Source organism: Herminiimonas sp. GW821-FHT09C12 (assembly GCF_059416385.1).
The window spans coordinates 1,417,937-1,443,587 of sequence record NZ_JBWKPC010000001.1; the positions used below are offsets into that span (position 1 = coordinate 1,417,937).

The 25,651-nt window shown below is 52.2% G+C and carries 29 protein-coding genes and 1 riboswitch; of the genes, 10 read left to right on the forward strand and 19 right to left on the reverse strand.

Going from position 1 to position 25,651, the window contains the following annotated elements; translation table 11 throughout:
* Position 1: 1 nt before the first annotated feature.
* From AC07N2_RS06735 to dksA, 6 genes are all read right to left on the reverse strand, one after another.
* Entirely contained in the window at positions 2 to 379 is a 378-nt protein-coding gene (locus tag AC07N2_RS06735; protein WP_494777548.1) for a hypothetical protein, read from the reverse strand.
* A 9-nt stretch (positions 380 to 388) separates the two neighbouring features.
* The gene (locus tag AC07N2_RS06740; RefSeq protein WP_494777549.1) at positions 389 to 907 is read right to left on the reverse strand and encodes a DUF3299 domain-containing protein; all 519 of its coding nucleotides are present in this window, start codon (positions 905 to 907) and stop codon (positions 389 to 391) included.
* A 78-nt stretch (positions 908 to 985) separates the two neighbouring features.
* Positions 986 to 1,219, reverse strand: coding sequence for a hypothetical protein (locus tag AC07N2_RS06745; protein WP_494777550.1), 234 nt, complete (start codon positions 1,217 to 1,219; stop codon positions 986 to 988).
* A gap of 27 nt (positions 1,220 to 1,246) precedes the next feature.
* A complete protein-coding gene (locus AC07N2_RS06750) occupies positions 1,247 to 2,461 on the reverse strand; it encodes an ABC transporter permease (RefSeq protein WP_494777551.1) in 1,215 nt (404 codons plus the stop codon).
* Positions 2,461 to 3,126: an ABC transporter ATP-binding protein gene (locus tag AC07N2_RS06755; RefSeq protein ID WP_494777552.1), complete on the reverse strand. Its 666-nt coding sequence runs from the start codon at positions 3,124 to 3,126 to the stop codon at positions 2,461 to 2,463. Before AC07N2_RS06755 ends, AC07N2_RS06750 begins: the two co-directional genes overlap by 1 nt.
* A 93-nt stretch (positions 3,127 to 3,219) precedes the next feature.
* Positions 3,220 to 3,579, reverse strand: a complete 360-nt coding sequence (gene dksA, locus AC07N2_RS06760; protein ID WP_494777553.1) for an RNA polymerase-binding protein DksA — start codon at positions 3,577 to 3,579, stop codon at positions 3,220 to 3,222.
* A gap of 49 nt (positions 3,580 to 3,628) precedes the next feature.
* Here dksA and AC07N2_RS06765 point away from each other — a divergent pair, with 49 nt between their 5' ends.
* Entirely contained in the window at positions 3,629 to 4,195 is a 567-nt protein-coding gene (locus AC07N2_RS06765) for a hypothetical protein (protein WP_494777554.1), read from the forward strand.
* 97 nt (positions 4,196 to 4,292) lie between these two features.
* On the opposite strand, the gene AC07N2_RS06770 is transcribed toward AC07N2_RS06765, so the two are convergent.
* From AC07N2_RS06770 to AC07N2_RS06800, 7 genes are all read right to left on the reverse strand, one after another.
* Positions 4,293 to 5,342: a CobW family GTP-binding protein gene (locus AC07N2_RS06770; RefSeq protein ID WP_494777555.1), complete on the reverse strand. Its 1,050-nt coding sequence runs from the start codon at positions 5,340 to 5,342 to the stop codon at positions 4,293 to 4,295.
* A gap of 13 nt (positions 5,343 to 5,355) precedes the next feature.
* Complete coding sequence (locus AC07N2_RS06775; protein ID WP_494777556.1) at positions 5,356 to 5,877, reverse strand: Fur family transcriptional regulator; 522 nt, start codon at positions 5,875 to 5,877, stop codon at positions 5,356 to 5,358.
* 134 nt (positions 5,878 to 6,011) lie between these two features.
* Positions 6,012 to 6,971, reverse strand: coding sequence for a tyrosine recombinase XerC (gene xerC, locus AC07N2_RS06780; protein ID WP_494777557.1), 960 nt, complete (start codon positions 6,969 to 6,971; stop codon positions 6,012 to 6,014).
* A gap of 8 nt (positions 6,972 to 6,979) precedes the next feature.
* Positions 6,980 to 7,648, reverse strand: coding sequence for a DUF484 family protein (locus AC07N2_RS06785; protein ID WP_494777558.1), 669 nt, complete (start codon positions 7,646 to 7,648; stop codon positions 6,980 to 6,982).
* A gap of 113 nt (positions 7,649 to 7,761) precedes the next feature.
* The gene (gene dapF, locus AC07N2_RS06790; RefSeq protein ID WP_494777559.1) at positions 7,762 to 8,613 is read right to left on the reverse strand and encodes a diaminopimelate epimerase; all 852 of its coding nucleotides are present in this window, start codon (positions 8,611 to 8,613) and stop codon (positions 7,762 to 7,764) included.
* An 89-nt stretch (positions 8,614 to 8,702) separates the two neighbouring features.
* Positions 8,703 to 9,608 carry an LpxL/LpxP family acyltransferase gene (locus AC07N2_RS06795; protein ID WP_494777560.1) on the reverse strand — a complete coding sequence of 302 codons (906 nt, stop codon included), beginning with the start codon at positions 9,606 to 9,608 and terminating at the stop codon, positions 8,703 to 8,705.
* Positions 9,605 to 10,450, reverse strand: a complete 846-nt coding sequence (locus AC07N2_RS06800) for a lysophospholipid acyltransferase family protein (RefSeq protein WP_494777561.1) — start codon at positions 10,448 to 10,450, stop codon at positions 9,605 to 9,607. Before AC07N2_RS06800 ends, AC07N2_RS06795 begins: the two co-directional genes overlap by 4 nt.
* A gap of 240 nt (positions 10,451 to 10,690) precedes the next feature.
* Here AC07N2_RS06800 and metK point away from each other — a divergent pair, with 240 nt between their 5' ends.
* The 5 genes from metK (at position 10,691) to metF (ending at position 15,787) form a co-directional block, all read left to right on the forward strand.
* Positions 10,691 to 11,854, forward strand: coding sequence for a methionine adenosyltransferase (metK, locus tag AC07N2_RS06805; RefSeq protein WP_494777562.1), 1,164 nt, complete (start codon positions 10,691 to 10,693; stop codon positions 11,852 to 11,854).
* A gap of 82 nt (positions 11,855 to 11,936) precedes the next feature.
* Positions 11,937 to 12,875, forward strand: a complete 939-nt coding sequence (locus AC07N2_RS06810; RefSeq protein WP_494777563.1) for a M14 family zinc carboxypeptidase — start codon at positions 11,937 to 11,939, stop codon at positions 12,873 to 12,875.
* 61 nt (positions 12,876 to 12,936) lie between these two features.
* Positions 12,937 to 13,015, forward strand: a riboswitch (S-adenosyl-L-homocysteine riboswitch).
* 26 nt (positions 13,016 to 13,041) lie between these two features.
* Entirely contained in the window at positions 13,042 to 14,481 is a 1,440-nt protein-coding gene (gene ahcY / locus AC07N2_RS06815; RefSeq protein WP_494777564.1) for an adenosylhomocysteinase, read from the forward strand.
* A 113-nt stretch (positions 14,482 to 14,594) separates the two neighbouring features.
* On the forward strand, positions 14,595 to 14,939 hold the full coding sequence (locus AC07N2_RS06820; RefSeq protein WP_076593219.1) for a phage holin family protein: 345 nt from the start codon (positions 14,595 to 14,597) through the stop codon (positions 14,937 to 14,939).
* A complete protein-coding gene (gene metF / locus AC07N2_RS06825) occupies positions 14,936 to 15,787 on the forward strand; it encodes a methylenetetrahydrofolate reductase [NAD(P)H] (RefSeq protein WP_494777565.1) in 852 nt (283 codons plus the stop codon). Before AC07N2_RS06820 ends, metF begins: the two co-directional genes overlap by 4 nt.
* 66 nt (positions 15,788 to 15,853) lie before the next feature.
* On the opposite strand, the gene AC07N2_RS06830 is transcribed toward metF, so the two are convergent.
* Entirely contained in the window at positions 15,854 to 16,408 is a 555-nt protein-coding gene (locus AC07N2_RS06830) for a 5-formyltetrahydrofolate cyclo-ligase (protein WP_494777566.1), read from the reverse strand.
* An 83-nt stretch (positions 16,409 to 16,491) separates the two neighbouring features.
* On the opposite strand from AC07N2_RS06830, the gene AC07N2_RS06835 reads away from it, so the two are divergent.
* The 3 genes from AC07N2_RS06835 to AC07N2_RS06845 are packed head-to-tail and all read left to right on the forward strand — an operon-like array spanning position 16,492 to position 20,438.
* Positions 16,492 to 18,441: a lytic transglycosylase domain-containing protein gene (locus AC07N2_RS06835; protein WP_494777567.1), complete on the forward strand. Its 1,950-nt coding sequence runs from the start codon at positions 16,492 to 16,494 to the stop codon at positions 18,439 to 18,441.
* A gap of 41 nt (positions 18,442 to 18,482) precedes the next feature.
* On the forward strand, positions 18,483 to 19,196 hold the full coding sequence (locus AC07N2_RS06840) for a glutathione S-transferase family protein (RefSeq protein WP_494777568.1): 714 nt from the start codon (positions 18,483 to 18,485) through the stop codon (positions 19,194 to 19,196).
* Positions 19,197 to 19,208: 12 nt separating this feature from the next.
* Complete coding sequence (locus AC07N2_RS06845) at positions 19,209 to 20,438, forward strand: multifunctional CCA addition/repair protein (protein ID WP_494777569.1); 1,230 nt, start codon at positions 19,209 to 19,211, stop codon at positions 20,436 to 20,438.
* A 59-nt stretch (positions 20,439 to 20,497) separates the two neighbouring features.
* Here AC07N2_RS06845 and AC07N2_RS06850 read toward each other — a convergent pair whose 3' ends face one another.
* From AC07N2_RS06850 to AC07N2_RS06860, 3 genes are all read right to left on the reverse strand, one after another.
* Positions 20,498 to 21,631 (reverse strand): ABC transporter substrate-binding protein, encoded by a 1,134-nt coding sequence (locus tag AC07N2_RS06850; RefSeq protein WP_494777570.1) that lies wholly within the window; start codon positions 21,629 to 21,631, stop codon positions 20,498 to 20,500.
* 236 nt (positions 21,632 to 21,867) lie between these two features.
* Complete coding sequence (locus AC07N2_RS06855) at positions 21,868 to 22,155, reverse strand: EF-hand domain-containing protein (protein ID WP_076593224.1); 288 nt, start codon at positions 22,153 to 22,155, stop codon at positions 21,868 to 21,870.
* Positions 22,156 to 22,488: 333 nt separating this feature from the next.
* Positions 22,489 to 23,121 carry a CDP-alcohol phosphatidyltransferase family protein gene (locus AC07N2_RS06860; RefSeq protein ID WP_494777571.1) on the reverse strand — a complete coding sequence of 211 codons (633 nt, stop codon included), beginning with the start codon at positions 23,119 to 23,121 and terminating at the stop codon, positions 22,489 to 22,491.
* A gap of 248 nt (positions 23,122 to 23,369) precedes the next feature.
* On the opposite strand from AC07N2_RS06860, the gene AC07N2_RS06865 reads away from it, so the two are divergent.
* Positions 23,370 to 23,855 carry a hypothetical protein gene (locus AC07N2_RS06865; protein ID WP_494777572.1) on the forward strand — a complete coding sequence of 162 codons (486 nt, stop codon included), beginning with the start codon at positions 23,370 to 23,372 and terminating at the stop codon, positions 23,853 to 23,855.
* A gap of 222 nt (positions 23,856 to 24,077) precedes the next feature.
* Here the strand turns inward: AC07N2_RS06865 and queC are convergent, their stop codons facing one another.
* Together queC and AC07N2_RS06875 are read right to left on the reverse strand one after the other, a co-directional pair.
* On the reverse strand, positions 24,078 to 24,788 hold the full coding sequence (queC, locus tag AC07N2_RS06870) for a 7-cyano-7-deazaguanine synthase QueC (protein WP_494777573.1): 711 nt from the start codon (positions 24,786 to 24,788) through the stop codon (positions 24,078 to 24,080).
* A gap of 97 nt (positions 24,789 to 24,885) precedes the next feature.
* The gene (locus AC07N2_RS06875) at positions 24,886 to 25,641 is read right to left on the reverse strand and encodes a DUF3108 domain-containing protein (RefSeq protein ID WP_494777574.1); all 756 of its coding nucleotides are present in this window, start codon (positions 25,639 to 25,641) and stop codon (positions 24,886 to 24,888) included.
* Positions 25,642 to 25,651: the final 10 nt, after the last annotated feature.

Consider the following 25,651-nt stretch of genomic DNA (forward strand, 5'->3'; position numbering starts at 1 on the left):
GTTACGCCCGTGGCGGTGCGCGGGAAGAGAAGTGGCAGAGTAGCGGGGCATCCCACGAGATGTAGGCTGCCCATAAAGCGAGCACTTGTACGCTGGTTTGTAGTACGGGTGCGAATGGTAATAGTGGTGCGCTGTCGGCCAGCGCCATGCCGTCGTACAAGGTACAGGAATGTGATTTGTCGCCAGCGTATTCGAGGTCGGGTTCGGCGATACCTTGATCTGCTGCATGGGCGATGAGGTGGTGATTACCAGCCCAATCCGCATGTTCTATCCGATGACGCATGCCCATCCACTGCGCGAACAGCACAACCACTACCAGCAATGCGGCGAAGCAAAGACGGCGGTTGGAAGCGGCAGGTGACGAGTATGCGGATTTCACGAAAGTGTTTTATTTATTCGATGCCAGTGTTGCGTTGCTCATGCGGTAGTACAAGCCCATGGGATCGTCTTTCATGATTTCCATCTTGCCGGAAACAATGATGGGCTCCAGCGTGTACTTGACCGGTGTTTTGGATTTCACTTCAACGACGCCTTCCGGTCCGGCCGGCAGGCAGAAGCTGCAGCTTTGTGGCATTAGCGATATAAGGAAGTGCTTTTGTTTTTCGCCCGGCTCCAAAGGCATCATGAAACCTTGCACCTTGATTTCCTGATTGTTCAGCGCAGCAATATCCTTGCTGAATTCAGGCAGGATGCGATTCTTTACTTTCACTTGCTTGACCTTGGCCAGCGTGCTCCACGAAGTCACACCTTGTATGTCATACAGAACCGGCATCTGTCCTGGTGTATTGCCTACGCCGGGTGGTGCGACATGTTGCTGACCTTGCTGCGGCGCAGTCGATGGCCCGGCGGCGAAGGCTAGAGCCGGTGCCAGCAAGGCGAGTAGCAGAATGCGGGAGGTCGGGCGCATGATCATTCCATCAAGTAATCGTAAGAACATCGGGTTGCTCATTGTACTGGGCGCGTCATGACGACTGGCAAAAAATGCTTAATGCACATGACGCATACCGCACAGCTTGCCCAATGCTAGGCCTTTGCAGGCAGCAGCAAGTTCTGCATGGCATGTTTTTTCATCCTTGCCCTTGCTGATGCAGCGCGCTGCTGCATAGTGCGCTGCAGCGATTGCCTGGTGCTGGGCTATGACTTCTCTCTTGTGTTCGCTGTCTTTCGCATGTGCAGAAAAAGCCCAGAGTGCGGCGCAAGTGATCAGTAAATATTTCATATCTACCTCAGAATTTAATGTATGTATTTAGTGTGACAAGGTGCTGGCAATATCGGTGCGATATGCACGCAGTGCCGGTAGCAACGCGGTAATCAATCCGGTACCTAACGCAAGTAACAACAGCCACACTTCATCAATACTGAAAATAAAACCGGAGAGTGATAGGTTTTGATCTTCGCTCAGGATACGTCCCAACACTTCGACCGCAAGATGCCCCAGCAGCCAGCCGAGTGCTGCGCCTATCAGCGCCAGCAAGATGCCTTCTATCAACAACAACATGAATAATTTGGACGGCGGTGCACCTAGCGTACGCAGAATGGCGAGATCGGCTTTGCGTTCTTCCAGCGCGTTATACAGCGCGACAAACATGGAAAGAGCGGCAGAAAGCAGCACAATGCCGGCGATGCCACGCAAGACGTCTATGCCCACGCCCAGCATGCGGAATAACTTGGCTGCTTCCAACGCTGGTTGCGCTGCCTGCAATTCGCTCTGACTATTGATGAGGCGGGGCATGGTGATGGCTGCCAGTGGTGATGCATATTGCACCAGCAGTGCAGTCAGTTCACGCGTTTCATCCATTGCTTCTTTTTCTTGTGCGTCACTGGCATCGAGCCCGTGCGTTTTGTCGTGCACTTGCCATACCGATGCGACTGGCGTCAGGATCAATCTATCCAGCACGGTGCCAGTTGGCTGCAATATGCCGACAACTTGAAAGGCAGCATCTTCATGCACTTCGCCTGCGCTGGACAAACCGTGTGAGCCAAAGAAGTCAGCACCTATCTGCGCGCCGGTGCGCTTTGCTGCTTGCGCTCCGAAGACGGCTTGCATGGGCGCATCGAATATTTTTCCTTGTGCAATCGCACCTTGGTAATGCGCGATGTAATCGCTATTGGTGCCAACTATACGGAAGCCGTGATAGCTATCGCCCAGTGCCAGCGGCATGACTTTTTTTACCATGCGGTTTTGCTGCAACTGCGCTTCCGCTGCCAAGGGAATATTGCCGGTCGGCGTATCGACGTGATAGATGGAAGACAGTATCAACTGCAATGGCGAACCTTTGGCGCCGACGACCAGATCGATGCCTTCTGCATCACGCAGTGCGTTATCGGCGAGTTGCGTTGAAGCGGACAGGACGAAGGTCATCATCGCGATGCCGACTGCCATTAACAACATATTCAATGTGCTGGATAACGGTTTGTGTCGCAGCGACTTGAGCGCGAGCGTAAATGCGTTCAGTGCCATCAGACGGATGCTCCAGGCTGAGCTGCGGATAGCAGTAAAACTTTTGCCTGTGGCAAAGCATGGAGTACGCGCGCATCGTGTGTGGAAATGATCAGGGAAGCACCTATCTCAGCCACTTGTGTCAGCAGCAAGGCGATGGCGGTGTTGCATGCTTCGTCGTCCAGATTGGCGGTTGGTTCATCGGCCAGCAGCAATTGTGGGTGATTGAACATCGCGCGTGCCAATGCCACACGCTGACGTTGTCCCTGGCTTAATTGATGCGGCTTTGCTTCAGCCTTGTCTGCCAAGCCGAGTGCATTCAGCAAGGCATCCGCGCGAACGGTATCGTTTAACTGTCCGCTGGCATACGCGGATAAGAGGATGTTCTCGTGTGCGTTGAGGCTGGGTATCAGTGCAAGCTTTTGCGGGAGAAAGCCTATGGTCTTGCCGCGCCATTGATCTGCTGCGCGTGAAGTCAGCGACGACACATCGATGCCGGCAACCTGCAAAGCGCCTGTTTGCGGCGTCAGGATGCCCGCGATCAAATGCAGCAGAGTAGATTTGCCGCTGCCGGAAGGCCCGATGATGATCGCGTGCTCCCCCTGTGCCAGCGAAAACGCAGGAACAGCTAAATGGGGAATGTGCGCATCGGCATAGCGGTGCGTCAGGTTAGATATTTGCAACATGGTTGCATTCTACAAAAAAACAAAGCGCGCGGATAGTGTGCCGCGCGCTTTATTGGTAGATAGGTTGCGAGAACCTATCGATTCAGACTGGAATCAGTCGCCGTACAGTTTTTGTTTCAGTTCGCGACGTTGCTGTGCTTCCAGCGACAGTGTTGCGGTAGGACGAGCCAGCAGGCGTGGTACGCCGATAGGTTCGCCTGTTTCTTCGCACCAGCCATAATCGCCGGAGTCAATGCTGACCAACGATTGCTGAACTTTTTTCAACAGCTTGCGTTCACGATCACGTGTGCGCAATTCCAGAGCGTGCTCTTCTTCGATGGTGGCGCGATCAGCTGGATCGGGTACCAGAACGGTTTCACGCAGATGCTCGGTCGTTTCGTCGGCGTTTTTCAACAAGTCTTTTTCAAGTTGCTTCAGGCGGTTTCTGAAAAATTCGAGTTGAGCCTCATTCATGTAATCCTTTTCGCCCATCTTCAAGATTTGCGCTTCGGTTAACAGTTCGGTGTCGCTTGCGACTGATGTTGATTTGCTTGATTTGGTTGCCACTGCGCTTGCCTTCAAAACTACGGGTTTTTCAATTTTATCTGCGGGTCTGGAGACAGTCTTGCTGCTACTGCTGGTTCCGGCCCGAGATGCGTCTTTATTCGGTTTTGCTGTCGCGGCTGTTGTCGACTTGCTGACGGTTGCCGTAACTTTTTTTACTGGGCTCGCTGTCTTTTTGACTGCCGGTTTTGCTTTCGCTACTGGCTTTGCCAATGGTTTAGCACTTTTTACAGCGCTGGATTTTACTGCCGTCACTTTCGTTTTGACAGTAGCTTTGGGTGATTTTACCGCACTCTTTGCCAGTGGTTTTTTTACCGCTTTGGCTACTGGCTTAGATGCCGGCTTGACCACTTTGTTCGCGGTCTTGACGGCTTTGCCTGCGACTGTTTTCGCAGGTGATTTTTTTGCGGGTGCCTTGCTGACAGGCTTTGCACGAGTAGTCGCTGCAGCCTTCTTCGGGGCAATTTTTTTTGCGCTTTTTGCAGATTTTGTGACGGTTGCGTTCATAGTCCCTTGTCCTCAATGAACTTTCCCACACTCGGATCTTATCGTGCCCTGCGTGCGAGACTCACACCTTTAGCATCACCCAGGCCCTTATCCCCTGGACTCAAAACCACGGTAGTTTATACCAAACATTGTTCTAATCCGAAAATAAACGTTGCTTTCGGAAGATTCTGTCCAATAAATACCATTTTGTTGGAACGTGTTTCGTTTTCGCCCCATTTGCTGCCTATGTCTGTGCCCATGATTTGGTGCACGCCCTGGAACACGACTTTGCGGTCTGCGCCATCCATCCACAGTACGCCTTTGTAGCGCAGCATGCGCGGGCCAAATACTTGTACCAGACCACCGAGGAACTCATCCAGTTTTTCTGTATTGAAAGGGCGATCGCTTTTGAAAACGAAGGCGGAAATATTGTCGCTGTGATGTCCATGATGATGGTCGTGATGATCATGTTCACAGTGCGCATCGCAAGCATGGTCGTGCTCGTGATGATGTTCATGTGCATGTTCTTCGGCAGCAATGAAGTCGGGATCGATTTCCAGCTTGTCGTTGAGATTGAAGCCGCGCAAGTCGAGTACATCAGCAATTGCTACGCGGCCAAAATCGTTGGTGCCTATGGGTGCACGCGGATTGATGCGTTTGATGCGTTCGGTCAGCACCTTTAATTCATCGGCGCTGACAAGATCGGTCTTCGACAACAGCAACTTATCCGCAAAACCGATCTGACGTTGCGCTTCTTCAAAAGTGTCTAGCTGATGCATTGCATGCTTGGCATCGACTACGGTGATAATGGCGTCGACCAGATATTCGGATGCGACTTCTTCATCGACGAAGAAGGTTTGTGCGACTGGGCCGGGATTGGCAAGGCCGGTGGTTTCAATCACGACGTGATCGAATTGCAGTTCGCCGGCATTGCGTTTTTGCGCCAGTGCAGTCAGTGCGAGGATCAAATCGCCGCGCACGGTGCAGCAAATGCAACCATTATTCATCTCGATAATTTGCTCGGTACTGTCTTGCACCAGAATTTCATTGTCGATATTTTCCTGGCCGAACTCATTTTCGATGACGGCAATCTTGAAGCCATGCGGCTCTTGCAGTATGCGATTGAGCAGCGTGGTTTTGCCGGCGCCGAGGAAGCCGGTGAGGATGGTGGTTGGTATCAGTGCCATGTTATTTAATCTTTTAGTGAGCGCAATCTGCGCACAAGCCTTTGATGGTGAGTTCGATCTCGTGGCTTTGGAAGCCTTTGCCTAACGTGTCTTGCATCACGCTTTGTAATTGCTGGCGCAGCGTTGCAGTAGGTGAGTTCGACTTGGCATCGGTGGCGAACAATTTTTCATCGATGTTATCGATGCAGAATACTTTGGCGCAACGCGTACATTTGAAATGGCCGTGTTGATGTTGCTGCGCGTGATTCTTGTCGCCGTGTTCGTGATGCTCTATGCCCGCGTTATAGCGAAAGACGCGATCGTCGCCGGCAATCTTGTGTGCGAGTCCGGCGTCGGTCAGGCAATCCAGCGCACGATAGAGTGTGACGCGGTCCATGTCGACCAACTTGTCTTGCACGTCTTGGTGCGACAAGGCATAAGGTGCGCCGAGCAAGGAGGCCAATACCTTGATGCGCGCATCGGTGGCGCGTACGGATGTTTCGCGTAACTGGCTTTCAGCCAATGCCGGATAGTCTGGGGCGGCGGATTTTTTCATGATGATGCTGATTCAATTAAATAGTATGTTGATTATGCCGCAAATTTGCAATTGAGTTGCAAACTGCGTGATTATCGACGCGTCTTGCGAGTGTGGATTAGTGATTGGGTGCAGCAGAATGGTGTTGCAGTTTGTTAGGCCGGCTTCTTTTTCGCACGAGGGTGAGCGGCATCATAGACTTGGGCCAGACGCTGAAAATCGAGGGATGTATAAATTTGCGTCGCAGAGATCGAGGCATGTCCCAGCATCTCTTGCACGGCGCGCAGGTCACCGGAAGATTGCAATACATGCGAGGCAAAAGAGTGGCGCAATACATGTGGATGGACGTCGGTCGGCAAGCCTATCGCTTGCGCATGTGCTTTCAGGCGCAGTTGGATGACGCGTGCCGAAACGCGTGTGCCGCGTTCGCTCAAGAACAGCGGATGTGGGTCTAATTTCACCAGCGTATTGCGTATGGCCAGCCAGGATGCGAGTGCATCCATGGCTGCCTGTCCTATCGGCACGCTGCGCATCTTGTTGCCCTTGCCGGTCACCATCACTTCATGTGCGTCGAAATCGATCCAGCCGGCAGAGGTGTAGCGACTCTCCTGCGCGTAACGTACATCCAGTCCCACCAATTCCGACACACGCAAGCCGCTGGAATACAGCAACTCAAACATGGCGCGATTGCATAGTTGCATAGCTGAATCTGCGCTTTTACCGGGACGTGTTTCTGAGACCAGACGCACTGCATCATCGGCAGCCAATGCTTTCGGCAAGGGTTTGTTGCGTTTGGGGGGCTTGATGCCATCGACCGGATTGGAGGTGATTGCGTTTTGTTCTGATAGCCAAGTGAAGAAGCCACGCCATGCCGATAATTTGCGCGCAATGGAACGTGCATTCAAGCCTTTGGCATGCAGTTGCGCGGTAAATTTTCGGATCTGGAAGTGCGTGACTGACGCGAGTGAGGCATTGCTGTCGCTCGCCGTCGCGTATGCAATCAATTCCAGCAAATCGCGACGGTAGCTGACTGTAGTCAAGGGTGCCAGTTGGCGCTGGCTGATCAGGTTATCGAGATAACCGTCGAGGTAAGCGTGATTGGCTGCAACGCTCACGATGACATTTAGTCGAGCATGCTCGACAAGGCGGCGCTGGCAGTTTGTCCGATATTTGTCAGGAAGTCGGTTGCCATGTCGGAGGTGAAGCGATGCGCATCAGGTGAGCCGAGTACTAATAGGCCAAACGCTTCCGGTGCATTGTCCAGGCGCAGAGGCAAGAGCGCGACTGATTGTATCGACGGCGCATCTTCCAGCCATGAAGCTGCTTCAAAATCGTTGTTGCTGCCGCAGAACGGCGTGGTCAAACCGTTGGAGAACAAGCGTGAATCGGCAGAAACCGATGCAGCAAACCATGTGTGCGCAAACTCTTCCGATACGCCCCACAGACGCAGGGTGACGTGCGGTACGGAGAATGCTTCTTGCAGACCGACAGTCAGCGTATGCGGCAAATCGACATCGTTGCGTGCCTTCAACAATGCACATGTCCATGTGTGGAATTTGTGCGCGATCTCATCGTTTTGCTGACCGATGCGCATCAGTTCTGCCAAGCGTAATTCCATGAGCTTGTGCTTTTCACGCAAGACGTCCATTTGACGCTCTTGCAGCGACAAGGTGCGACCACCGAGCGGGCTGGATAATTTGATTTTGGACAGCAACTCCGCGTGTTCTTCAAAGAAGTGCGGGTGATCCAGCAAATAGTCGGCGACGGTGTCGGAATCCAGGGGAGCAGTCATTTGTCGTGTGATCTTGAATAAGTTTGGTTGGGAGCACGCCGTATAGGCGTGCGTTATTTGGCAATGATTTTAACCGACAACCGCGTGCGAAAAACAATCGCGTGCAATGGAGGTCAAATCTCGATTTCGCCTTCGAAGACGGTTACGGCCGGGCCGGTCAGCATCACTGCTGATTCGCCACCTGCCCACGCGATCGATAATTCGCCGCCGCGCGTCTCTACTTTGACCGGTGTGTGAAGCAAACCACGACGGATGCCGGCGACAACGGCCGCGCATGCGCCGGTGCCGCAAGCCAGCGTTTCACCAGCGCCACGTTCGAATACGCGCAATTTGATGTGATGCTGATCGACGATTTGCATGAAGCCGGCATTGACGCGTTTAGGGAAGCGCGGATGATTTTCGATCAAGACGCCGTCTTCCCGCACGGGTGCTTCTTCCACATCGGCAACGACTTGCACTGCATGCGGATTGCCCATGGAGACGACGGAAATCCAGTAGGTTTCGCCCTTGATATCCAGCGGCCACACAGTATCGTTGCCTTCCTCCTTGCACAGCAGATCGGCGGTGTTGAAGGGCACATCTTCCGGCGTCAATATCGGTGCGCCCATATCGACGGTGATTTGTCCGTTGGCTTCCATGCGCGGCTCAATGATGCCGGACATGGTTTCTACCTTGATGGCGTGTTTGTTCGTCAGTTTCTTGTCGGTCACAAATTTGACGAAGGCGCGCGCACCGTTGCCACATTGCTCAACTTCGCCGCCATCGGCGTTATAGATGCGATAGCGAAAATCGACGCCTGCCGCTTGCGGTTTTTCAACTACCAGCATTTGATCCGCGCCAACACCGAAGCGACGGTCAGCCAGATGTTGCCATTGTGCAGGAGTGAAAGCTATGTCCTGATTGATGGCATCAATCACGACGAAATCATTGCCTGCGCCGTGCATTTTTGTGAATTTGAGTTTCATGTGTCGATTATAGCTGTGGCTTGCCAGCGCGTATTAAGCAAACTGAGGTTCAAGCCGGGAAATACGATGAGCGCGATGAATGCAAGCGATTAATCGACTGCTTGTGTGTCGTCTGGGCTGTTTTTTGCATAGACGCTGGGTTCGCCTGGAGGGCGTGTTTTAAAGCGTTTGTGCGCCCAGAAATATTCAGCCGGTGCTTCACGTATACGTTCTTCGATGAAAGCATTCATCCTGCGTGTGGCTTCGACGATATCGTCACCGGGATAGTCGGTCCATGCCGGATAGAAGGTGGTTTTCCATCCCTTGTAGTTCGGCAAGTAAGTGGTGATCATAGGCACGACATTGGCTTTGGTCGCTGCAGCGATGCGCGCCGGTGCAGTCAGTGTGGCTGCAGGGATGCCGAAGAAGGGTACGAACTCACTATCGCGCACGCCGAAATCCATATCCGGCAACATGATAAAAGGCAAACCTTCGCGCATCGCACGGATGATGGGTTTGACGCCTTTTTCGCGTGACAGCAGAGTGACCGGACGAAAGCGCGAGCGACCTTTCAATAGTGCTTCATCGATCAGCTGATTTTTCTGACGCGAGTAAATTGTACAAACCGAAAAGTGCGAATTCAGTACCAGTGCGATGCCGGGAATTTCCAGACAGACGAAATGCGGGCATAACAAGATGGTTGGGCCGGATTCCAGCACTTCGAACGGGATGCCCGGTTCAACCTGGATTAGACGTTTCAGGCGTGCTTCTGAGGCCCACCACAAGATGCCGCGCTCTAGTGCGCTGCGTGCATATGCCTGGAAATGTTGTTTGGCGATGACTTCGCGTTCCGCTTCACTTTTTTCCGGAAAGCATAGACGCAGATTGGTTAGCGTCACGTGTCGGCGCGACTTCATGAGGATGTAGAGCAGTGAGCCTAGCGCCTTTCCTATGCGCCCCAAAATCGGCAGCGGCAACCAGTGCAGCAGCCACATCACAATAATCAGCGCTCTCATACTTGTTCTCCGGCGGGAGTGACGCCGGCTGGCGTTTTATAGCGGTTGTAGCTCCAGATGTATTGCGCCGGGCAGCGCGCAATCAATTTTTCCATCGCCAGATTGATGGCACGTGCTTGTTGTTCGGGTGTCTCGCCCAGTGTTTCTTCAAACGGTACAAAGCGAATCACGAAGCCGCGGCCGTAAGGCAGACGTTCAGCGTAAGACAGAATGATGGGTGCGCGGCTCATCGTGTGCAGCTTGGCCGACAAGGTCATGGTGTAAGCCGGTTTGCCAAAAAAATCTGCCCATACACCTTCGCCGTGTTGCGGCACCTGATCCGGCAACAAACCGATGGCCTGACCATTCTTCAATGCTTTTAATAAGGTACGTACACCGGCCAGATTGGCTGGTGCCAAATGCAGATTTTCGCGTGCACGTGCACCTTCGATCAGAGGTTGCAAGGCGGACTTGCGCGACGGGCGATACAGCGCGGTCAATGAAGTTTGTGCAGCAATTGCTTGCGCAATGATTTCAAAACAACCCAGATGCGGCGTCAGGAAGATCACGCCGGTTTTGGCGTCCAGCGCGGCTTGTGCCAGTTCCCAGTTTTCTATCGTGGCGGTACGGAGTACGCGCGCGGGAGCTGCGCACCAGACGAAAGGCAGTTCAAGTATGCCCTTGCCGGACTCATTGATTGCTGTAGATAAATGTTGTTGATAGCCGGCACGCGTGATGTTGTCCTTCAGGCGTTTGCGATAAGCAGGGGATGCCAGATAAACCAGCCAGCCAATTGCTATGCCGATCGGGTGCAGCACCGATAAAGGCAGAATCGAGAGCAGGCGGAAGAGGGAAACAAGCATACTGGCCGTTAAATAAGAAGGTCTTAAGAAGACCAAAGGTGATATAAGTCTACTAAGGCAAAGCGGGACAAAAACTGGGCGAATTGCCGAATTTTTTCAAGAGGCGTAAAATAGCACAAAGTAGCAACCGCCGAGTTAATGACAACTTGCGAGGCGGTATATAAATTTCGCTAAAGCGTCGCAGGCTCAATTAGGTTGACCGCGACTTGTTCAACTTAATGAAGTAATAAGGAACCTGCGATGGCAAATGATTATCTGTTTACCTCTGAATCCGTCTCCGAAGGCCACCCAGACAAAGTGGCCGATCAAATCTCCGATGCGATCCTTGATGCGATCTTTCAACAAGATCCTAAAGCACGCGTCGCGGCAGAAACACTGTGCAACACCGGTTTAGTTGTTCTGGCGGGTGAAATTACCACCTTCGCCAACGTCGACTACATCGAAATCGCACGTCAAACCATCAAACGCATCGGTTACGACAATGCCGACTACGGTATTGATTACAAGAGCTGCGCCGTGTTGGTTGCGTATGACAAGCAATCGCCGGACATCGCACAAGGTGTCGACGAAGGTGCTGGTATCGATCTCGACCAAGGCGCTGGTGATCAAGGCTTGATGTTTGGTTACGCTTGCGATGAAACACCAGAATTGATGCCGGCTGCGATCCACTATGCACATCGCATCGTTGAGCGCCAATCTGAATTGCGCAAAGACGGTCGTTTGCCATGGCTGCGTCCGGATGCAAAATCACAAGTTACCTTGCGTTACGTTGATGGTCGCCCTGTTTCCATCGACACCATCGTGTTGTCGACACAACACGCGCCAGAAATGCAGCACAAGGAAATCGAAGAGGCTGTTATCGAAAGCATCATCAAGCCTGTCGTACCGGCTGAATGGTTGAAAGATACGCGCTTCCTGGTCAACCCAACCGGTCGTTTCGTTATCGGCGGTCCGCAAGGCGATTGCGGTTTGACCGGTCGCAAGATCATTGTTGATACCTACGGCGGCGCAGCTCCGCACGGCGGCGGCGCATTCTCTGGTAAAGATCCTTCGAAAGTCGATCGTTCCGCAGCATATGCTGGTCGTTACGTAGCGAAAAACATCGTTGCGGCTGGCTTGGCAGAACGTGCGCAGATCCAGATTTCGTATGCAATCGGCGTGGCTAAACCGACTTCGGTCATGGTTACTACGTTCGGTACAGGCAAAATCAGCGATGAAAAAATCGCCCAATTGGTACTGGAACATTTCGATCTGCGTCCAAAAGGTATCGTGCAAATGCTCGATCTGTTGCGTCCGATTTACCAAAAAACCGCAGCATACGGCCACTTCGGTCGCGAAGAGCCAGAGTTCACTTGGGAACGTACCGACAAGGCAGCAGCTCTGCGTGCAGCAGCCGGTTTGTAATAATTAGTCTGTAGTGTTGTGCGATGGTCGGATAAAATTCTGCAAAGAATTAATCCGACCATTTTGTTTTTTTGAGGCGTTGATGCATATCGCAAATCTTGTCAGGCAGCTCCTTATCTCGTTTGTCCTTGCGTTCGGGATAGCTTTGCCTGCCAGTGCGACCGCCACTTCGCCAGTTTCTACTCCAGTTCATCCAGCTGATTGGTGCAAGCGACTGGTAGTGCGTTTGCCGGGCGTGTCCAATGCGATGTGCCAGCAAAGTGAATTGTTGCCGACAGGAGTGAACTCGCTGCAAGGTTTCCCTTTGCTGGCGCGCCAGATTCCTGCGGTCAAAAAGGGCAAGCGTAGCCAGCCGCCATTGCGCGTATTGCTGATGGGCGGCATACATGGCGATGAATTGACTTCCGTTTCTGTTGTGTTCCGTTGGCTGCAGTGGATGCCTACGGCTGCAGCGCAGCAATTTGAATGGAGCGTGGTGCCAGTAGTAAATCCTGACGGTTTATTGGCGCCCAAAGCCAAGCGCGTCAATGCCAATGGCGTGGATCTGAACCGTAATTTCCCGACGCCGGGTTGGCAGCAGGATGCGCCGCGTTACTGGGCGGCGCGTACCAAAAAAGATCCGCGTCGCTTTCCCGGCTCCGCACCTTTGTCCGAGCCGGAAAGTCGTTGGGTACATGACGAAATGGTACGTTTCCGTCCTGATGTGATTATTTCCGTACACGCGCCGTTCGGCGTATTGGATTTCGATGGCCCGGCACAACCACCGCGTCGTTTCGGCCGCTTGTTATTGAATCGTGTCGGTGTTTATCCAGGATCGTTAGGTAACTACAGCGGCATACATAAAAATGTTCCGGTGATCACCATCGAGTTGCCGAATGCACAAAAAATGCCGTCGGATGCTGAAGTGAAGCGTATCTGGCTGGATATGTTGCGCTGGATCACTGAAAACGTGGAATCCCAGTCTGAATCAGCCAAGCTGCACTCAGTTTCTCTACCGCCTACCGCGCCATTGAAGAAATAGTTTCCGTTCTCCTTGGTTGTAGAAGGTGGCCGCAGGCGTTTTTTTCGATTAAAATGGCACCCGCATCAAGGAGCGTTGCGACAGATCGTTCGATCTGCCAGGCTTGATGTGGTCAGTACATGCAACTGCGCTCACGTTTCTTTTTTTCTAACGAAAGGAGGGCGTGATGAACGCCGCAGTAATGACTTCCTCTACTAAATTTTCCGATTACGTAATCGCCGACTTGTCCCTGTCAGTTTGGGGTGACAAAGAAATTCGCATCGCCGAAACCGAAATGCCAGGCCTGATGGCCATCCGCGAAGAGTTCGCGGCAGCGCAGCCTTTGAAGGGCGCACGCATCACCGGTTCGATCCACATGACGATTCAAACCGCTGTGCTGATCCAGACACTCGAAGCTTTGGGCGCACAAGTGCGTTGGGCATCGTGCAATATCTATTCGACACAAGATCACGCTGCTGCTGCGATCGCTGCTGCCGGCACACCAGTATTCGCTGTTAAAGGCGAAACACTGGACGATTACTGGGAATACACCCATCGCATCTTTGAATGGCCAAACGACGCTAAAGGCGCTGCGGTTTATTCGAACATGATTCTGGATGATGGCGGCGATGCAACCTTGTTGCTGCATCTCGGTACGCGCGCTGAAAAAGACGCATCGGTATTGAACAACCCAGGTTCAGAAGAAGAAATCTGCCTGTTCAATTCGATCAAGAAACATCTGGCAGTGGATGCAACCTGGTACTCGAAACGCTTGCCACAAATTCTCGGCGTGACCGAAGAAACCACGACCGGTGTGCATCGTTTGTACCAAATGCACAAGGAAGGTAAACTGGCTTTCCCTGCGATTAACGTTAACGATTCCGTTACCAAATCCAAGTTCGACAATCTGTATGGCTGCCGTGAATCGCTGGTTGACGGTATCAAGCGCGCAACCGACGTCATGATCGCAGGTAAAGTTGCAGTCATCGCCGGTTACGGTGACGTCGGCAAGGGTTCGGCACAAGCGATGCGTGCCTTGTCGGCGCAAGTTTGGGTAACTGAAATCGATCCTATCTGCGCACTGCAGGCAGCGATGGAAGGCTACCGCGTAGTAACGATGGAATACGCTGCTGAACACGGCGACATCTTCGTTACCTGTACCGGTAACTACCACGTCATCACGCATGACCACATGGCCAAGATGAAAGACCAGGCGATTGTCTGCAACATCGGTCACTTCGACAATGAAATCGAAGTTGCTGCGTTGAAGCAATACACATGGGAAAACATCAAGCCGCAAGTCGATCACATCATCTTCCCTGACGGCAAACGCATCATCTTGCTGGCTGAAGGTCGCTTGGTTAACCTCGGTTGCGGTACTGGTCACCCGTCGTACGTGATGAGCTCGTCGTTTGCAAACCAAACGATCGCACAGATCGAGTTGTACGCGAACACGAAAAACTACCCAGTCGGCGTCTACACGCTGCCTAAGCATCTGGATGAAAAAGTCGCGCGCCTGCAATTGAAGAAACTCAATTCGCAGTTGACGACTCTGACCACAGAGCAAGCCAATTACATTGGTGTGCAGAAAACTGGCCCTTACAAGCCAGATCATTATCGTTACTAAGCAGTTGCAATAGACGTCGCTAAACAAGCAGTCGTTTTGCCAGAGCCGCTCCGTTTTTTATAAAAATGGAGCGGCGATTTCCTGAAGTTCAATTTTGAAAACGGAGAAATCGTATGCGTTTAATCCTCATCTGGGCAATCAATGCAGCGGCGCTGTTTGCGCTTCCTTTCTTGATGTCGTCGATCAAGGTCGACAGTGTTGGTGCGGCGATACTCGCGGCGCTGGTGCTGGGCTTGGTGAATACCTTGATTCGTCCTCTACTCGTATTACTGACTTTGCCTGTCACCTTGCTGACGCTGGGTTTGTTCATCTTCGTCATTAACGGATTGATGTTCTGGGCGGTGTCTGAGTTGGTGGGCGGCTTCCACGTTGCCGGTTTCTGGGCTGCGGTTGGTGGTGCGATCCTGTACAGCATTATTTCGTGGATACTCTCCGCGCTTTTACTACAAGAAAAATGAAAGAACAGAATTTCAGCATAGAGTTTTTCCCGCCGAAGACACCGGCTGGTGTGGAAAAACTGCGGGTAACCTGCGCCAAATTGGCCGAGTTGAATCCGAAATATTTCTCGGTCACGTTTGGTGCCGGCGGCTCGACACAGCAAGGCACGCTGGAAACGGTACTGGAAATCCGCCGTGCCGGTCACGACGCTGCGCCGCATTTATCCTGCCTCGGCAGCTCGCGTGAAAACCTGCGTGCGATCTTGGCAGAATTCAAATCACACGGCATCAAGCGTATCGTCGCCTTGCGCGGCGATTTGCCTAGCGGTTATGGCGCCATGGATATGTCGTCCAGCGAGTTCCATCACGCGAACGAACTGGTGGAATTCATCCGTGCCGAAACCGGCGACTGGTTCCATATCGAAGTCGCGGCTTATCCGGAAATGCATCCGCAAGCGAAGTCACCGCAAGATGACATCGTCAGCTTTGTGCGCAAGGCCAATGCTGGTGCCAATTCAGCTATCACGCAGTATTTCTATAATGCTGATGCCTACTTCCGTTTTGTTGACGATGTACGCAAGGCCGGTGCGGATATACCAATCACGGCTGGCATCATGCCGATCACCAATTATTCGCAGTTGATGCGCTTCTCGGACATGTGCGGCGCGGAGATTCCACGTTGGGTGCGTCTCAAGCTGGCCAGCTTTGGCGATGATAGTGATTCGATACGTGCATTTGGCTTGGATGTGGTTACCGACTTGTGCGAACGTTTGTTGGCAGGCGGAGCACCGGGCTTGCATTTCTATACATTGAATCAGGCGGCGGCAACGCACGCGATCTGGTCGCGTTTGAATCTATCGCAAAAGTAAGTCGTAAATTTTAGAAGTATGAAACGATGCCCTGTACCGGTTCACGGTCACGGCATCGTTTTTATTTTAGAGTTGGCGAAAAGTAGTTTCTTCCGTTATCACCATATCCAGCGCGATGTCATAGATTTCGTTGGCAAAGTCGACTTCGCCGAACGCATAAGCGACGCCTAGCGTACGCGGTCTGGGTTCTTGCGCCAGTGTTCTGTCGTAAAAACCGCCGCCATAACCGAGGCGGAAGCATTCAGTATTAAAACCTAAGCAGGGAATTAGCAAGGCTTGCGGCTGTACAAGGGCATTCTCCGCGACGGGCACGCTGGTGCCGAACCTATCCTTGTGCAAGGCTTCGCCCGGTGTCCATCGCACGAACTGCAAGGGCGCAGTGTCACCGACGATCACGGGCAATGCCAATTGCACACCTTGCTCGCTCAGGCTGGCATACGCCTGATGCAAATCGGGTTCGCCGCGCATAGGCCAATATACGCCCAGCGTGGCTGGCTGCTCGGTGCGCCACCATTGTAGGATTTTGGTGCCTATGCGGCGATCAAAAAGCTGGCGTTGATCAGGAGCAAGGGCAGTACGTGCTGCGAGTAGTGTGCGGCGTAGTTCTAGCTTATTTTGCATGGGTACGGGAATGGCATCGCGTGCTATTCTAGGTGGCATAGCCATCCAGTATAAGCAGGATAAAAAGAGGGGTCACGAAATTCATGTTTTCGAATAAATTATTGGCACGAGTCATGTTGCTCGCAGCATCCGCATTGTTTCTGCTGCCGGCAGCGCATGCACAAAAACGTCCCGCCGGTTTCGCCAGCGACGACGATGCCTTCTTGGCATTGCGCGATGCGTCTCGCCGTGGTGATGCGGTACGTGCCAGTGACATTGCGTCCAAGCTGGGCAACTATCCTATTCCTTCCTATGTCGATTACTACCAGCTGAAGCCGCGTATCAAGGATGCTTCTGCTGTTGAGATACAAGCTTTCCTGACGCGCTACAACGGCAGTGCGATTGCAGATCGTTTGCGTAATGACTGGCTGCTGGAGTTGGGCAAGCGACGCGATTGGCTGACTTTCGACGAGCAGTATCCACAGTTTGAATTGAATGACGACACGCAACTGAAGTGTTATGCCCTGATGTCGAAGGCCGTGAAAGGTGTGAATGTTGCCGCCGATGCACGTGCATTGTTGACGGTGCCGAAGAATTACGGCGAAGGCTGCATTGCCTTGATCGGCACCTTGATGGAAAACGGTCAGTTCAACGAAGATGATCTGTGGGCGCAAGTGCGTCTGGCGGCAGAAACCGGTTCGACCGATTTCGTACGTCGTTTGGTGCCGTTTACCGGTATCGATGATGGTTCCTTGATTACGGCGATGGACAAGCCTGCAATGATCACTTCGCGTGGTGTGGGCTTCCGTCGTGTGAGGCATGAAGTGTTCATTGTTGCTTTGGGTCGTATAGCAAAGAACAATCCGGCACAGGCTGCCGATATCCTGTCCAGCAATACATTGTTGCTGAACAAAAAGCAGGAAGGATTGGGTTGGGCGCAGATTGCTTTGCAGGCTTCGATGAAGTTGTTGCCTGAGGCCGCTGATTATTGGCGCAAGGCTGGCAATGCGCCGTTATCGCCGGAAGCACATCAGTGGAAGATACGTGCTGCGCTGCGCGCTGGTGACTGGAAGCTGGTCAAGCAAGGCATAGAAGCGATGCCACCATCCTTGCGTGACGATCCAAGCTGGACTTACTGGCTGGCGCGTGCCTTGCGTGAAGAAGGCAAGAAAGATGAAGCCAACGCATTGATGCAATCGATCGCATCGCAAACCAATTTCTACGGGCAGTTGGCATTGGAAGAGTTGGGTCAGAAAATCACGATTCCACCACGCGCTGCTGCTGTTACGGAAGAAGAAGTTGCACCTATGGCTGCCAATGCCGGATTTCGCCGTGCTTTCAAATTCTTCGATCTGGGTTTGCGTTTCGAAGGTTATCGCGAATGGAATTGGGAATTGCGCAGAATGAACGAGCGTCAGCATCTGGCAGCTGCCGAGTTTGCACGTCGCAGTGAAGTGCTGGATCGCATGGTGAATACATCGGATCGCACCAAGATAGAAGTCGATTTCACACAACGTTTCCCTGCGCCTTATCGAGAAATCATGCGCACGGCGACACAAAAAGTGGGCTTGGAAATGGCCTGGGTGTACGGTCTGATTCGTCAGGAATCGCGCTTTGTCATGGATGCACGTTCACATGTTGGTGCTTCCGGCTTGATGCAATTGATGCCAGCCACTGCACGTCATGTTGCGAAAAAAATCGGCATGACCGATTTCGCACATAGTCAGGTGAATGAAATCGAAACCAATATCATGTTGGGTACCAGTTACCTGAGCATGGTGTTGAACGATCTGGATGGCTCGCAAACGATGGCGACTGCTGCGTACAACGCTGGTCCTGGTCGTCCGCGTGCATGGCGCTCGACATTGACACGTCCGGTGGAAGGCGCGATTTTTGCAGAGTCGATTCCATTCTCGGAAACGCGTGATTACGTGAAAAAAGTATTGTCCAACGCGACTTACTATGCAGCGATGTTCGAGAACAAGCCGCAATCGTTGAAAGAGCGTTTAGGCAGTGTTGCTCCGAAGTCGTTTGTAGCCAGCGATTTGCCATAAGCTGGTCTGGCCCGTACTAGTAATGTTCTTTTTCGAAATTTATGCAAACAACAGAACTTGATCCTGCGTTATCGCAAACACTCAGTAACGCTGAAAAAGGCGGCTTGAAACTGGTGATTGCCAACAAGAATTATTCATCCTGGTCCATGCGTCCATGGGTGGCGATGACGGCGTTCAATATTCCGTTTCAGGAAATTTCCTTGCTGCTGGATCGTTCCGATACGACTGCGCAAATTGCGCATTACTCATCGGCTGGCCGTGTGCCGATTTTGATTGCGGGCGATACGACGATTTGGGACTCACTGGCGATTTGTGAATATTTGGCTGAGCAATTCCCGGAAAAGAAGATGTGGCCGGAAGATGTTGCTGCACGCGCGTTGGCACGTTCGATTTGTGCGGAGATGCATTCCGGTTTCACCGGTGTGCGTTCTGCCATGTGGATGAATATCCGTGCCAAATTTCCTGGCAAAGGCCGCACGATAGAAGCGCAAGCGGATATCGGTCGCATCAGCGAGATCTGGGAAAACTGTCTGGCGCTGTCCGGCCCCAGCCAATTCCTGTTTGGCGAATTCTCGATAGCTGATGCTTACTTCGCTCCGGTGGTGATGCGCTTCCGTACCTATGACGTGGTGTTGGCGCCGGCGTTGGATGCGTATGTAGAACGTGTTGCCGCGCACCCTGCTGTTGCGCAATGGATTAACGGTGCATTGGCAGAAGCTGATCACATCGATAAATACGATATCTACCCAGACTGAATCCGATTGGACATGAAGACCTACATTGTCGGCGGTGCAGTACGCGATGAATTACTCGGCGTGCCGGTCAAGGATCGCGATTATGTCGTGGTCGGAGCAACGCCGGAGGAAATGATTGCGCAAGGCTATACGCCGGTCGGCAAAGATTTTCCTGTCTTCCTCCATCCTGTTACGCATGCAGAATATGCGCTCGCACGTACCGAGCGCAAGACAGAACCTGGTTACAAAGGTTTCGTCTTTCATACGGATGCCAGCGTCACGCTGGAAGAGGATTTGATCCGGCGTGATCTGACTATCAATGCAATGGCGAAGGATGAGAGCGGTGCGATCGTCGATCTGTTCAATGGGCAGCGGGATATAGAACAACGGATATTCCGACATGTGTCGCCAGCTTTTGCGGAAGATCCTGTACGCATTTTGCGCATCGCACGTTTTGCGGCACGCTTCCCGCAATTCTCGGTCGCGGCAGAAACCAATGCACTGATGCAAGCAATGGTGGCAGCAGGTGAGGTCGATGCGCTGGTGCCTGAACGTGTCTGGCAGGAATTGGCGCGCGGCTTGATGGAAATTCAACCGTCACGCATGTTTGCAGTGCTACGCGATTGCGGTGCCTTGCAGCGCATTCTGCCTGAGCTGGATGTCTTGTGGGGTGTGCCACAGCCTGAGCAATATCATCCTGAAATCGATACCGGCGTACATGTGATGATGGTGATTGATTATGCGGCGCAGACCAAGGCTGATTTACCTATACGTTGCGCAGCCTTGTTCCATGATCTGGGCAAAGGCGTCACACCGCCGGAGCTATGGCCGCGTCATCACGGGCATGAGATGCATAGCGTGAAGCTGGTTGATGCCGTGTGCAAGCGTTTGAAGATTCCGAACGAGTGTCGTGATCTGGCTTTGATGACGGCACGTGAGCATGGCAATGTCGGTCGTGCGCTGGAATTGCGTGCCAAGACCATAGTGACTTTATTTGAGCGTTGCGATGCGTTTCGCAAGCCGCAGCGTTTTATCGATATGTTGTCTGCGTCGGAGTGCGACCATCGTGGCCGTACTGGTTTTGCAGACAAGCCATTTCCACAGAAGGCTTATCTGCAATCTGCACTAAACGCTGCGCAAACGGTCAATGGTGGTGAGATCGCCGAAGCGACGCGACAACGTTATCCGGATCAGGCGCAACGTATCCCGGAAGCGATACATGAAGCGCGCGTACATGCGGTGGCTGCAGCAATCGAGACCTAATCTTCTGATTGAGTCTCGATCGCTGGATGAACAATGTGCGTTGATGACGCGCTGCGTATTTATCGGATGAAGCGTCCATCTCTACCTATCATCGTCAATTCAACGAACTCGCTGCCGGTGTGATCGGCCGAAGTATAGGTAATGGTTACTCCGCCCAGATCGACTTTCTGTATCGATTCCAAAGCGCGAATGAATCTCTCTCTCGTCAGATCGCGACCTGCACGTTTCAAACCCTCGACCAATACCTTGGCGGCGACAAAACCTTCCATCGCGGCGTAAGACACTGTGGTGTTGTGAGCTTTCGCGGCTGCGCTGAACTCCTTACCCAAGCCGGTGGACAGCAGATTCGGTGCCGGCGTTATCTGTGACACGATGATGCCGGTGCCGATAGATCCAAGGTCCTGCACGAAGGACTGCGATGAATTGTTCGATAGCGTCATGATTTGCATCAGGCCACCTTTGGCGCGGATTGCCTTGATGACTTCAATCGTGTTGGCTGATGAGCTGACGATGATCAAGGCGCTCGGATTTGCCTTGATGACGGCATCTGCCGTGGCTGCATAGTCAGGTTTGACGCGAGGAAATGACGCGATGATAGCGGGCGTTATATTGTGCGTATTCATCGCACTGACGAAGCCGGCCAGTCCATCTTTGCCAAATGAATCATCGACGTGCAGCAAGCCTATGCTTTTTGCACCGCTGGTTACAAAATGCTCTACACCTTTTTTCACTTCGTCCTGATACTTTGCGCGTACGTTGAATATCAGTGGGTTCGTGGGTGTATGAAAGATCATGGCACCTGTACTAGGCGCAACCAGGGGCACCTTGTTGGCAACCATGAGCGGCAGTATGGCTTCCGTGTGTGGTGTGCCGCGATTCAGGAACAAGGCGAATACATGTTCTTTCTTGATCAGTGACTCTGCATTGGCGGCAGCCAGCTTGGGATCGAATTTGTCGTCCAGTGTGATAAGTTCGATTTTTCTGCCATTAACGCCGCCGCGGCTATTCACTCCGGCGAGATAGGCGTTGGCACCTTCATTCATTTCTTTTACCGGAGCGGCGATGGTGCCGGTTAGACCTATGGTTTGACCGATCAGGATTCTGGTATCGGTCACGCCATCTTCTGCATAAAGCTGGCAGGAAAAGTTGACGAGAATAAGGCCGACAATAAACGTACGCAAACGACTAACCATGCTCTATTTCCTCCTGGAGTGGCCGTTCGCGCATCGACGTGCGTTGGGCTCAATTATTGTGATTGTGCTTTAGCATGCCATATCTATGGGATGAGGCAACGAATTTTCCATCGTTGACTATCGATTTCATATCTTTTTGATAAAAATTGAGACGAATGCCATGAACAAGGCATTGCGGAGGAGGCGAGAGTAAGCTGTGCCGCCGATGAAGCGGCGCTGGTATCCGAGTAATCGGATCAAGTCATAGGAACATGGCGCCGCGTGGACAGAACGTAAGCACGTAACTCGCTACGTGTCACAACGCCGTCATTGTTGGCATCGATCTTCTCGAAATTTTCCACGATCAAAGCCATTTTGGCTGCTTTGGCTTCGGACTTGGTAATGCGTTGAACAGGTGCGATGACCTTCTGTGAGGCCGCCTTGTCCTGTGCATGTTTGCTTTGATAGGCTTCTGCGGATAGTTGTGCAGCCGTAGCATTGACGACCATCAGCGCTATCGTCAGAGCGATAAGCTTGATTTTCATTTTATTACTCCCCTTACAAGCACGAATACGTGTTTGGTAGTCTCCATTGAAAGATTATTCTGGTGACTTTGCCAATTCATTTACGCCTTGTTACATTTGACTTGGGGCAATATTCATTTTCCTCATAAGAATCCAAGAAAGGATTCGTTTGTAGGCATGATTTTCCTGCGTAATCTGAGAACGTTAGCCCTGCTGGATGTCGCAGCGGAGCTAACAGCTCAGATTGGAGGAAAGTATGGATTTGCTTGATTCGATCACGGCAGCGTCTGCTGCAGCGGTAGTGATCGCAGCGCTACTCTATCGCTTATGAACGGTAGAGTCATGCGCTGCAAATTAGAACTTTGGAATATGCAGGGTTTTGCTGATCATCAGCGTGCCGGACAGCACATACAGCAGCGCAAATGGATGTAATTCCCACGAAGCGATCATCCAAGTGCCGCCATAAATCGTTTGCCCAACCAGTTCATGCGATGCCAGCCATGCCAGGATACCGGTGATGATGACGCTGGTCGGTATGGGTGTTCCTTCGAAATAAGCGACCTTGTCGCCACCTTCGGACAAACTTTCAGCGGTGACGTTGTAGCGTGCCAGACGGCTTACACCGCAGCAGACGAAGTAAATCATCGCAACCCAATCCCAACCGCCAGTCAAGCCAGCTGCGAAGCCCAGCGCTACCGGTGCCAGACCGAATGAAATGACATCCGCCAAAGAATCCAGTTCGCGTCCCATCGCGGAATGCTGACGCCGCCAGCGTGCGATTTTCCCGTCCAGTACATCGAATATGAAGGCGGCAGGCGCCATGGCTGCTGCCGCATAAAAATGCGTCAGCGACTGGCTAGCCATGTACAGCATGGAGAAAAATACGGCAGCCACACCGCAGGCTGCGTTGCCTAACGTAAAGAAATCAGCAAGATGAAAACCGCGCAACATGGAAAAATGCTTGCGAGGCGTGTTGGGTGAGGCCATTACCATCTCTCTGTGTAGGAGTTATTTGATTGGATTGCCGACAAGATTAACGAGTGGCGGGTGTCTGACTGGCAAGTATGTCATTGAATTAAATGATTGTGCAGAGAAATAGTCAGGAAGCCCACCATTGGGAAATGTCTCTATTCCAAATATTGCAGTCATGTAATTTGATTCAGCATAAGTCGGATACCGTACATACGGAGGCGTATCTGCATCCTATATTGAGTTTTTATCCAGCAGGAGGTCATATGCTATTCACTCAAAGTTTGCTCCGCAAAATGGGGAAATATGCACTAGGCGCGTCTCTTTTTGCCGTCAGTCTCTTGTTTGTTTCAACAACGGCCATTGCAGCGGACAAGGTTGGGAGCGCGTATCAGCAAGAGCGCGCAGCCTGCCAATCTGCCCCGGACCGTAAGGAATGCTTGCGAGATGCTGGTGCCGCGCTTGATGCATCGAAACACGGGCAATTGACGAGCGAAGATGCCGAGCTATATGAAAGAAATGCTTTGATGCGTTGCAAAGCCTTGCCGGAATCCGATCGTCAAGATTGCGTGCGACGCGTACATGGTGAGGGACAAGCATCTGGCAGTGTGTCCGGCGGCGGTATTTTCCGCGAAACGAAGACCATCATCGTTGATCCTCCGCCTCAACCCAACGTGATGCCTGAACAACCTAAATATCGCAATATGCCCGCGCCTATGCCTATGGAGCCACAAGGTAATGGCATGCGTTAATTTGCATAAGGGATAGAGTGTTTGAAACATCTACGTCAGCTTGAGTGCTGACGTAGATGTCTGGTGATGGGAGCGCATCATGCTGTTATCCAGAAATCATTCCAAATCTCTGTCATCTGACGGGCATTCCGCCGGGACTGCATTGTCACCATACGCTGCGTTGAAGAATTTCTTGCTGGAGCTATTGGAGACGTATGCCAGATCCAAGTCTTGATTAAACGCTTAGCTGTTTTCTTGCGCGATGAAATTTTGATATCCACGTGCACGCAATGCACAGGCAGGACACGTGCCGCAGCCATAGCCCCAATCATGCAAGGCACCGCGTTCGCCCAGATAGCAAGTGTGCGTTCCTTCGCGTATCAGATCGACCAAGGTTGGGCCGCCTAGATCCTGTGCCATCTTCCACGTCTCGGCCTTGTCTATCCACATCAGTGGTGTTTCCACCTTCAGATGCGTTGCCATGCCGAGATTGAGCGCGACTTGCAGTGCTTTCATCGTATCGTCGCGGCAATCCGGGTAGCCGGAAAAATCCGTTTCGCACATGCCGCCAACCAAGACATCTAAACCGCGACGATAAGCAACCGTCGCTGCCACCATCATGAAAAGTAAATTGCGACCGGGCACAAAGGTATTGGGCAGGCCGTTTTCCATCATCGCGATTTCTACATTTTGCGTGAGTGCGGTATCGGATATTTTTGAAATCAGCGACAGATCGATCATATGATCCTCGCCCAGCTTGTTATCCCATTCTGGCGAAAACGCGCGCAGTTTTTGCAGCACGCTGGGGCGTACTGTCAGCTCGATCGCATGACGTTGACCGTAATCAAAGCCTATGGTTTCTACCTTGGCATAGCGCGAGAGCGCCCATGCAACGCAGGTAGTGGAATCTTGACCGCCGCTGAACAGTACCAGTGCGCCATCTGCAGAACTCATATTTTCCTTCATCATCAAAATCGGTGACTGGTTCGAGGTGAGTGAACCGGTCTTAAAGCAGAATTATATGTGTTGATTGCCTATCGATCCTGCGTGCTTACGATAATGGTGTGACTTTGGTCAGAGTCTGTTCGATGAAGTCGCCCTCAGGTTCGGTAATACGCACGCGTGCCGGATACCATTGCATGGAAGGGGCAAACCAGATATCGAGTTTTTGTTCCGAGCTGCCGTCCTTGATGACTTTGCTGACTTTCACGGTATTCAGGTCGCCTAAAGTCGTGTTGATTTTTTCCGATTTGTTGACCTTGAAGGTCCAGGCATCCGCATTTTTTTGTCCTGCGACGATGAGCGGGATAGTGGCACCGGCTTTGAATTTATTCGGTGTGCTGCGCGCGATGGTGGCTAGTTGCCATACAACGCTATTGCGATCCTGCTCGCCGCCCTTGATCGGATAGCTGGCGTCAGATGCACTGAATGTAATGGTTTTCGTGTCGCGATTGAAAGTTGCTGTCGTCGGGTCTTTACGATAGCGTTTTTCGGTTGAGGTCGATGGTGCAAGACCGAACGCATCTATGGTGCCTTCGCTCTTTGCTTCCAGTATTTTTCCGAGCAGCATGGCCCGTGTTTCACTTGTGATGGAGTAATTATTTTTGTCTGCAGTCCAATGTATGGTGGCTGTGCCATTGAGTTGCAAGCCACGCTGATTGGCAGTAATTGCATAATTAAGATCGGCAGATGGCGGCAGGTTAAATGCACGTTTGGCCGACGTTTGTGCAAGTACGGCGCCAGTTGATGTGGCAATAACGCATGCCAGCAGCATGGATTCTAGATTACGGGAAAGAGTGCGCTTCATTGGGTCACCA

Excerpts from the sequence above, each read along its gene's own strand:
- AC07N2_RS06740 (WP_494777549.1), bottom strand. The coding sequence starts at position 907 with ATGCGCCCGACCTCCCGCATTCTGCTACTCGCCTTGCTGGCACCGGCT.
- AC07N2_RS06745 (WP_494777550.1), bottom strand. The coding sequence starts at position 1,219 with ATGAAATATTTACTGATCACTTGCGCCGCACTCTGGGCTTTTTCTGCA.
- AC07N2_RS06750 (WP_494777551.1), bottom strand. The coding sequence starts at position 2,461 with ATGGCACTGAACGCATTTACGCTCGCGCTCAAGTCGCTGCGACACAAA.
- AC07N2_RS06755 (WP_494777552.1), bottom strand. The coding sequence starts at position 3,126 with ATGTTGCAAATATCTAACCTGACGCACCGCTATGCCGATGCGCACATT.
- dksA (WP_494777553.1), bottom strand. The coding sequence starts at position 3,579 with ATGAATGAGGCTCAACTCGAATTTTTCAGAAACCGCCTGAAGCAACTT.
- AC07N2_RS06770 (WP_494777555.1), bottom strand. The coding sequence starts at position 5,342 with ATGGCACTGATACCAACCACCATCCTCACCGGCTTCCTCGGCGCCGGC.
- AC07N2_RS06775 (WP_494777556.1), bottom strand. The coding sequence starts at position 5,877 with ATGAAAAAATCCGCCGCCCCAGACTATCCGGCATTGGCTGAAAGCCAG.
- AC07N2_RS06785 (WP_494777558.1), bottom strand. The coding sequence starts at position 7,648 with ATGACTGCTCCCCTGGATTCCGACACCGTCGCCGACTATTTGCTGGAT.
- dapF (WP_494777559.1), bottom strand. The coding sequence starts at position 8,613 with ATGAAACTCAAATTCACAAAAATGCACGGCGCAGGCAATGATTTCGTC.
- AC07N2_RS06795 (WP_494777560.1), bottom strand. The coding sequence starts at position 9,608 with ATGAGAGCGCTGATTATTGTGATGTGGCTGCTGCACTGGTTGCCGCTG.
- AC07N2_RS06800 (WP_494777561.1), bottom strand. The coding sequence starts at position 10,450 with ATGCTTGTTTCCCTCTTCCGCCTGCTCTCGATTCTGCCTTTATCGGTG.
- metK (WP_494777562.1), top strand. The coding sequence starts at position 10,691 with ATGGCAAATGATTATCTGTTTACCTCTGAATCCGTCTCCGAAGGCCAC.
- AC07N2_RS06810 (WP_494777563.1), top strand. The coding sequence starts at position 11,937 with ATGCATATCGCAAATCTTGTCAGGCAGCTCCTTATCTCGTTTGTCCTT.
- ahcY (WP_494777564.1), top strand. The coding sequence starts at position 13,042 with ATGAACGCCGCAGTAATGACTTCCTCTACTAAATTTTCCGATTACGTA.
- AC07N2_RS06820 (WP_076593219.1), top strand. The coding sequence starts at position 14,595 with ATGCGTTTAATCCTCATCTGGGCAATCAATGCAGCGGCGCTGTTTGCG.
- metF (WP_494777565.1), top strand. The coding sequence starts at position 14,936 with ATGAAAGAACAGAATTTCAGCATAGAGTTTTTCCCGCCGAAGACACCG.
- AC07N2_RS06830 (WP_494777566.1), bottom strand. The coding sequence starts at position 16,408 with ATGCAAAATAAGCTAGAACTACGCCGCACACTACTCGCAGCACGTACT.
- AC07N2_RS06835 (WP_494777567.1), top strand. The coding sequence starts at position 16,492 with ATGTTTTCGAATAAATTATTGGCACGAGTCATGTTGCTCGCAGCATCC.
- AC07N2_RS06840 (WP_494777568.1), top strand. The coding sequence starts at position 18,483 with ATGCAAACAACAGAACTTGATCCTGCGTTATCGCAAACACTCAGTAAC.
- AC07N2_RS06845 (WP_494777569.1), top strand. The coding sequence starts at position 19,209 with ATGAAGACCTACATTGTCGGCGGTGCAGTACGCGATGAATTACTCGGC.
- AC07N2_RS06850 (WP_494777570.1), bottom strand. The coding sequence starts at position 21,631 with ATGGTTAGTCGTTTGCGTACGTTTATTGTCGGCCTTATTCTCGTCAAC.
- AC07N2_RS06855 (WP_076593224.1), bottom strand. The coding sequence starts at position 22,155 with ATGAAAATCAAGCTTATCGCTCTGACGATAGCGCTGATGGTCGTCAAT.
- AC07N2_RS06860 (WP_494777571.1), bottom strand. The coding sequence starts at position 23,121 with ATGGCCTCACCCAACACGCCTCGCAAGCATTTTTCCATGTTGCGCGGT.
- AC07N2_RS06865 (WP_494777572.1), top strand. The coding sequence starts at position 23,370 with ATGCTATTCACTCAAAGTTTGCTCCGCAAAATGGGGAAATATGCACTA.
- queC (WP_494777573.1), bottom strand. The coding sequence starts at position 24,788 with ATGAGTTCTGCAGATGGCGCACTGGTACTGTTCAGCGGCGGTCAAGAT.
- AC07N2_RS06875 (WP_494777574.1), bottom strand. The coding sequence starts at position 25,641 with ATGAAGCGCACTCTTTCCCGTAATCTAGAATCCATGCTGCTGGCATGC.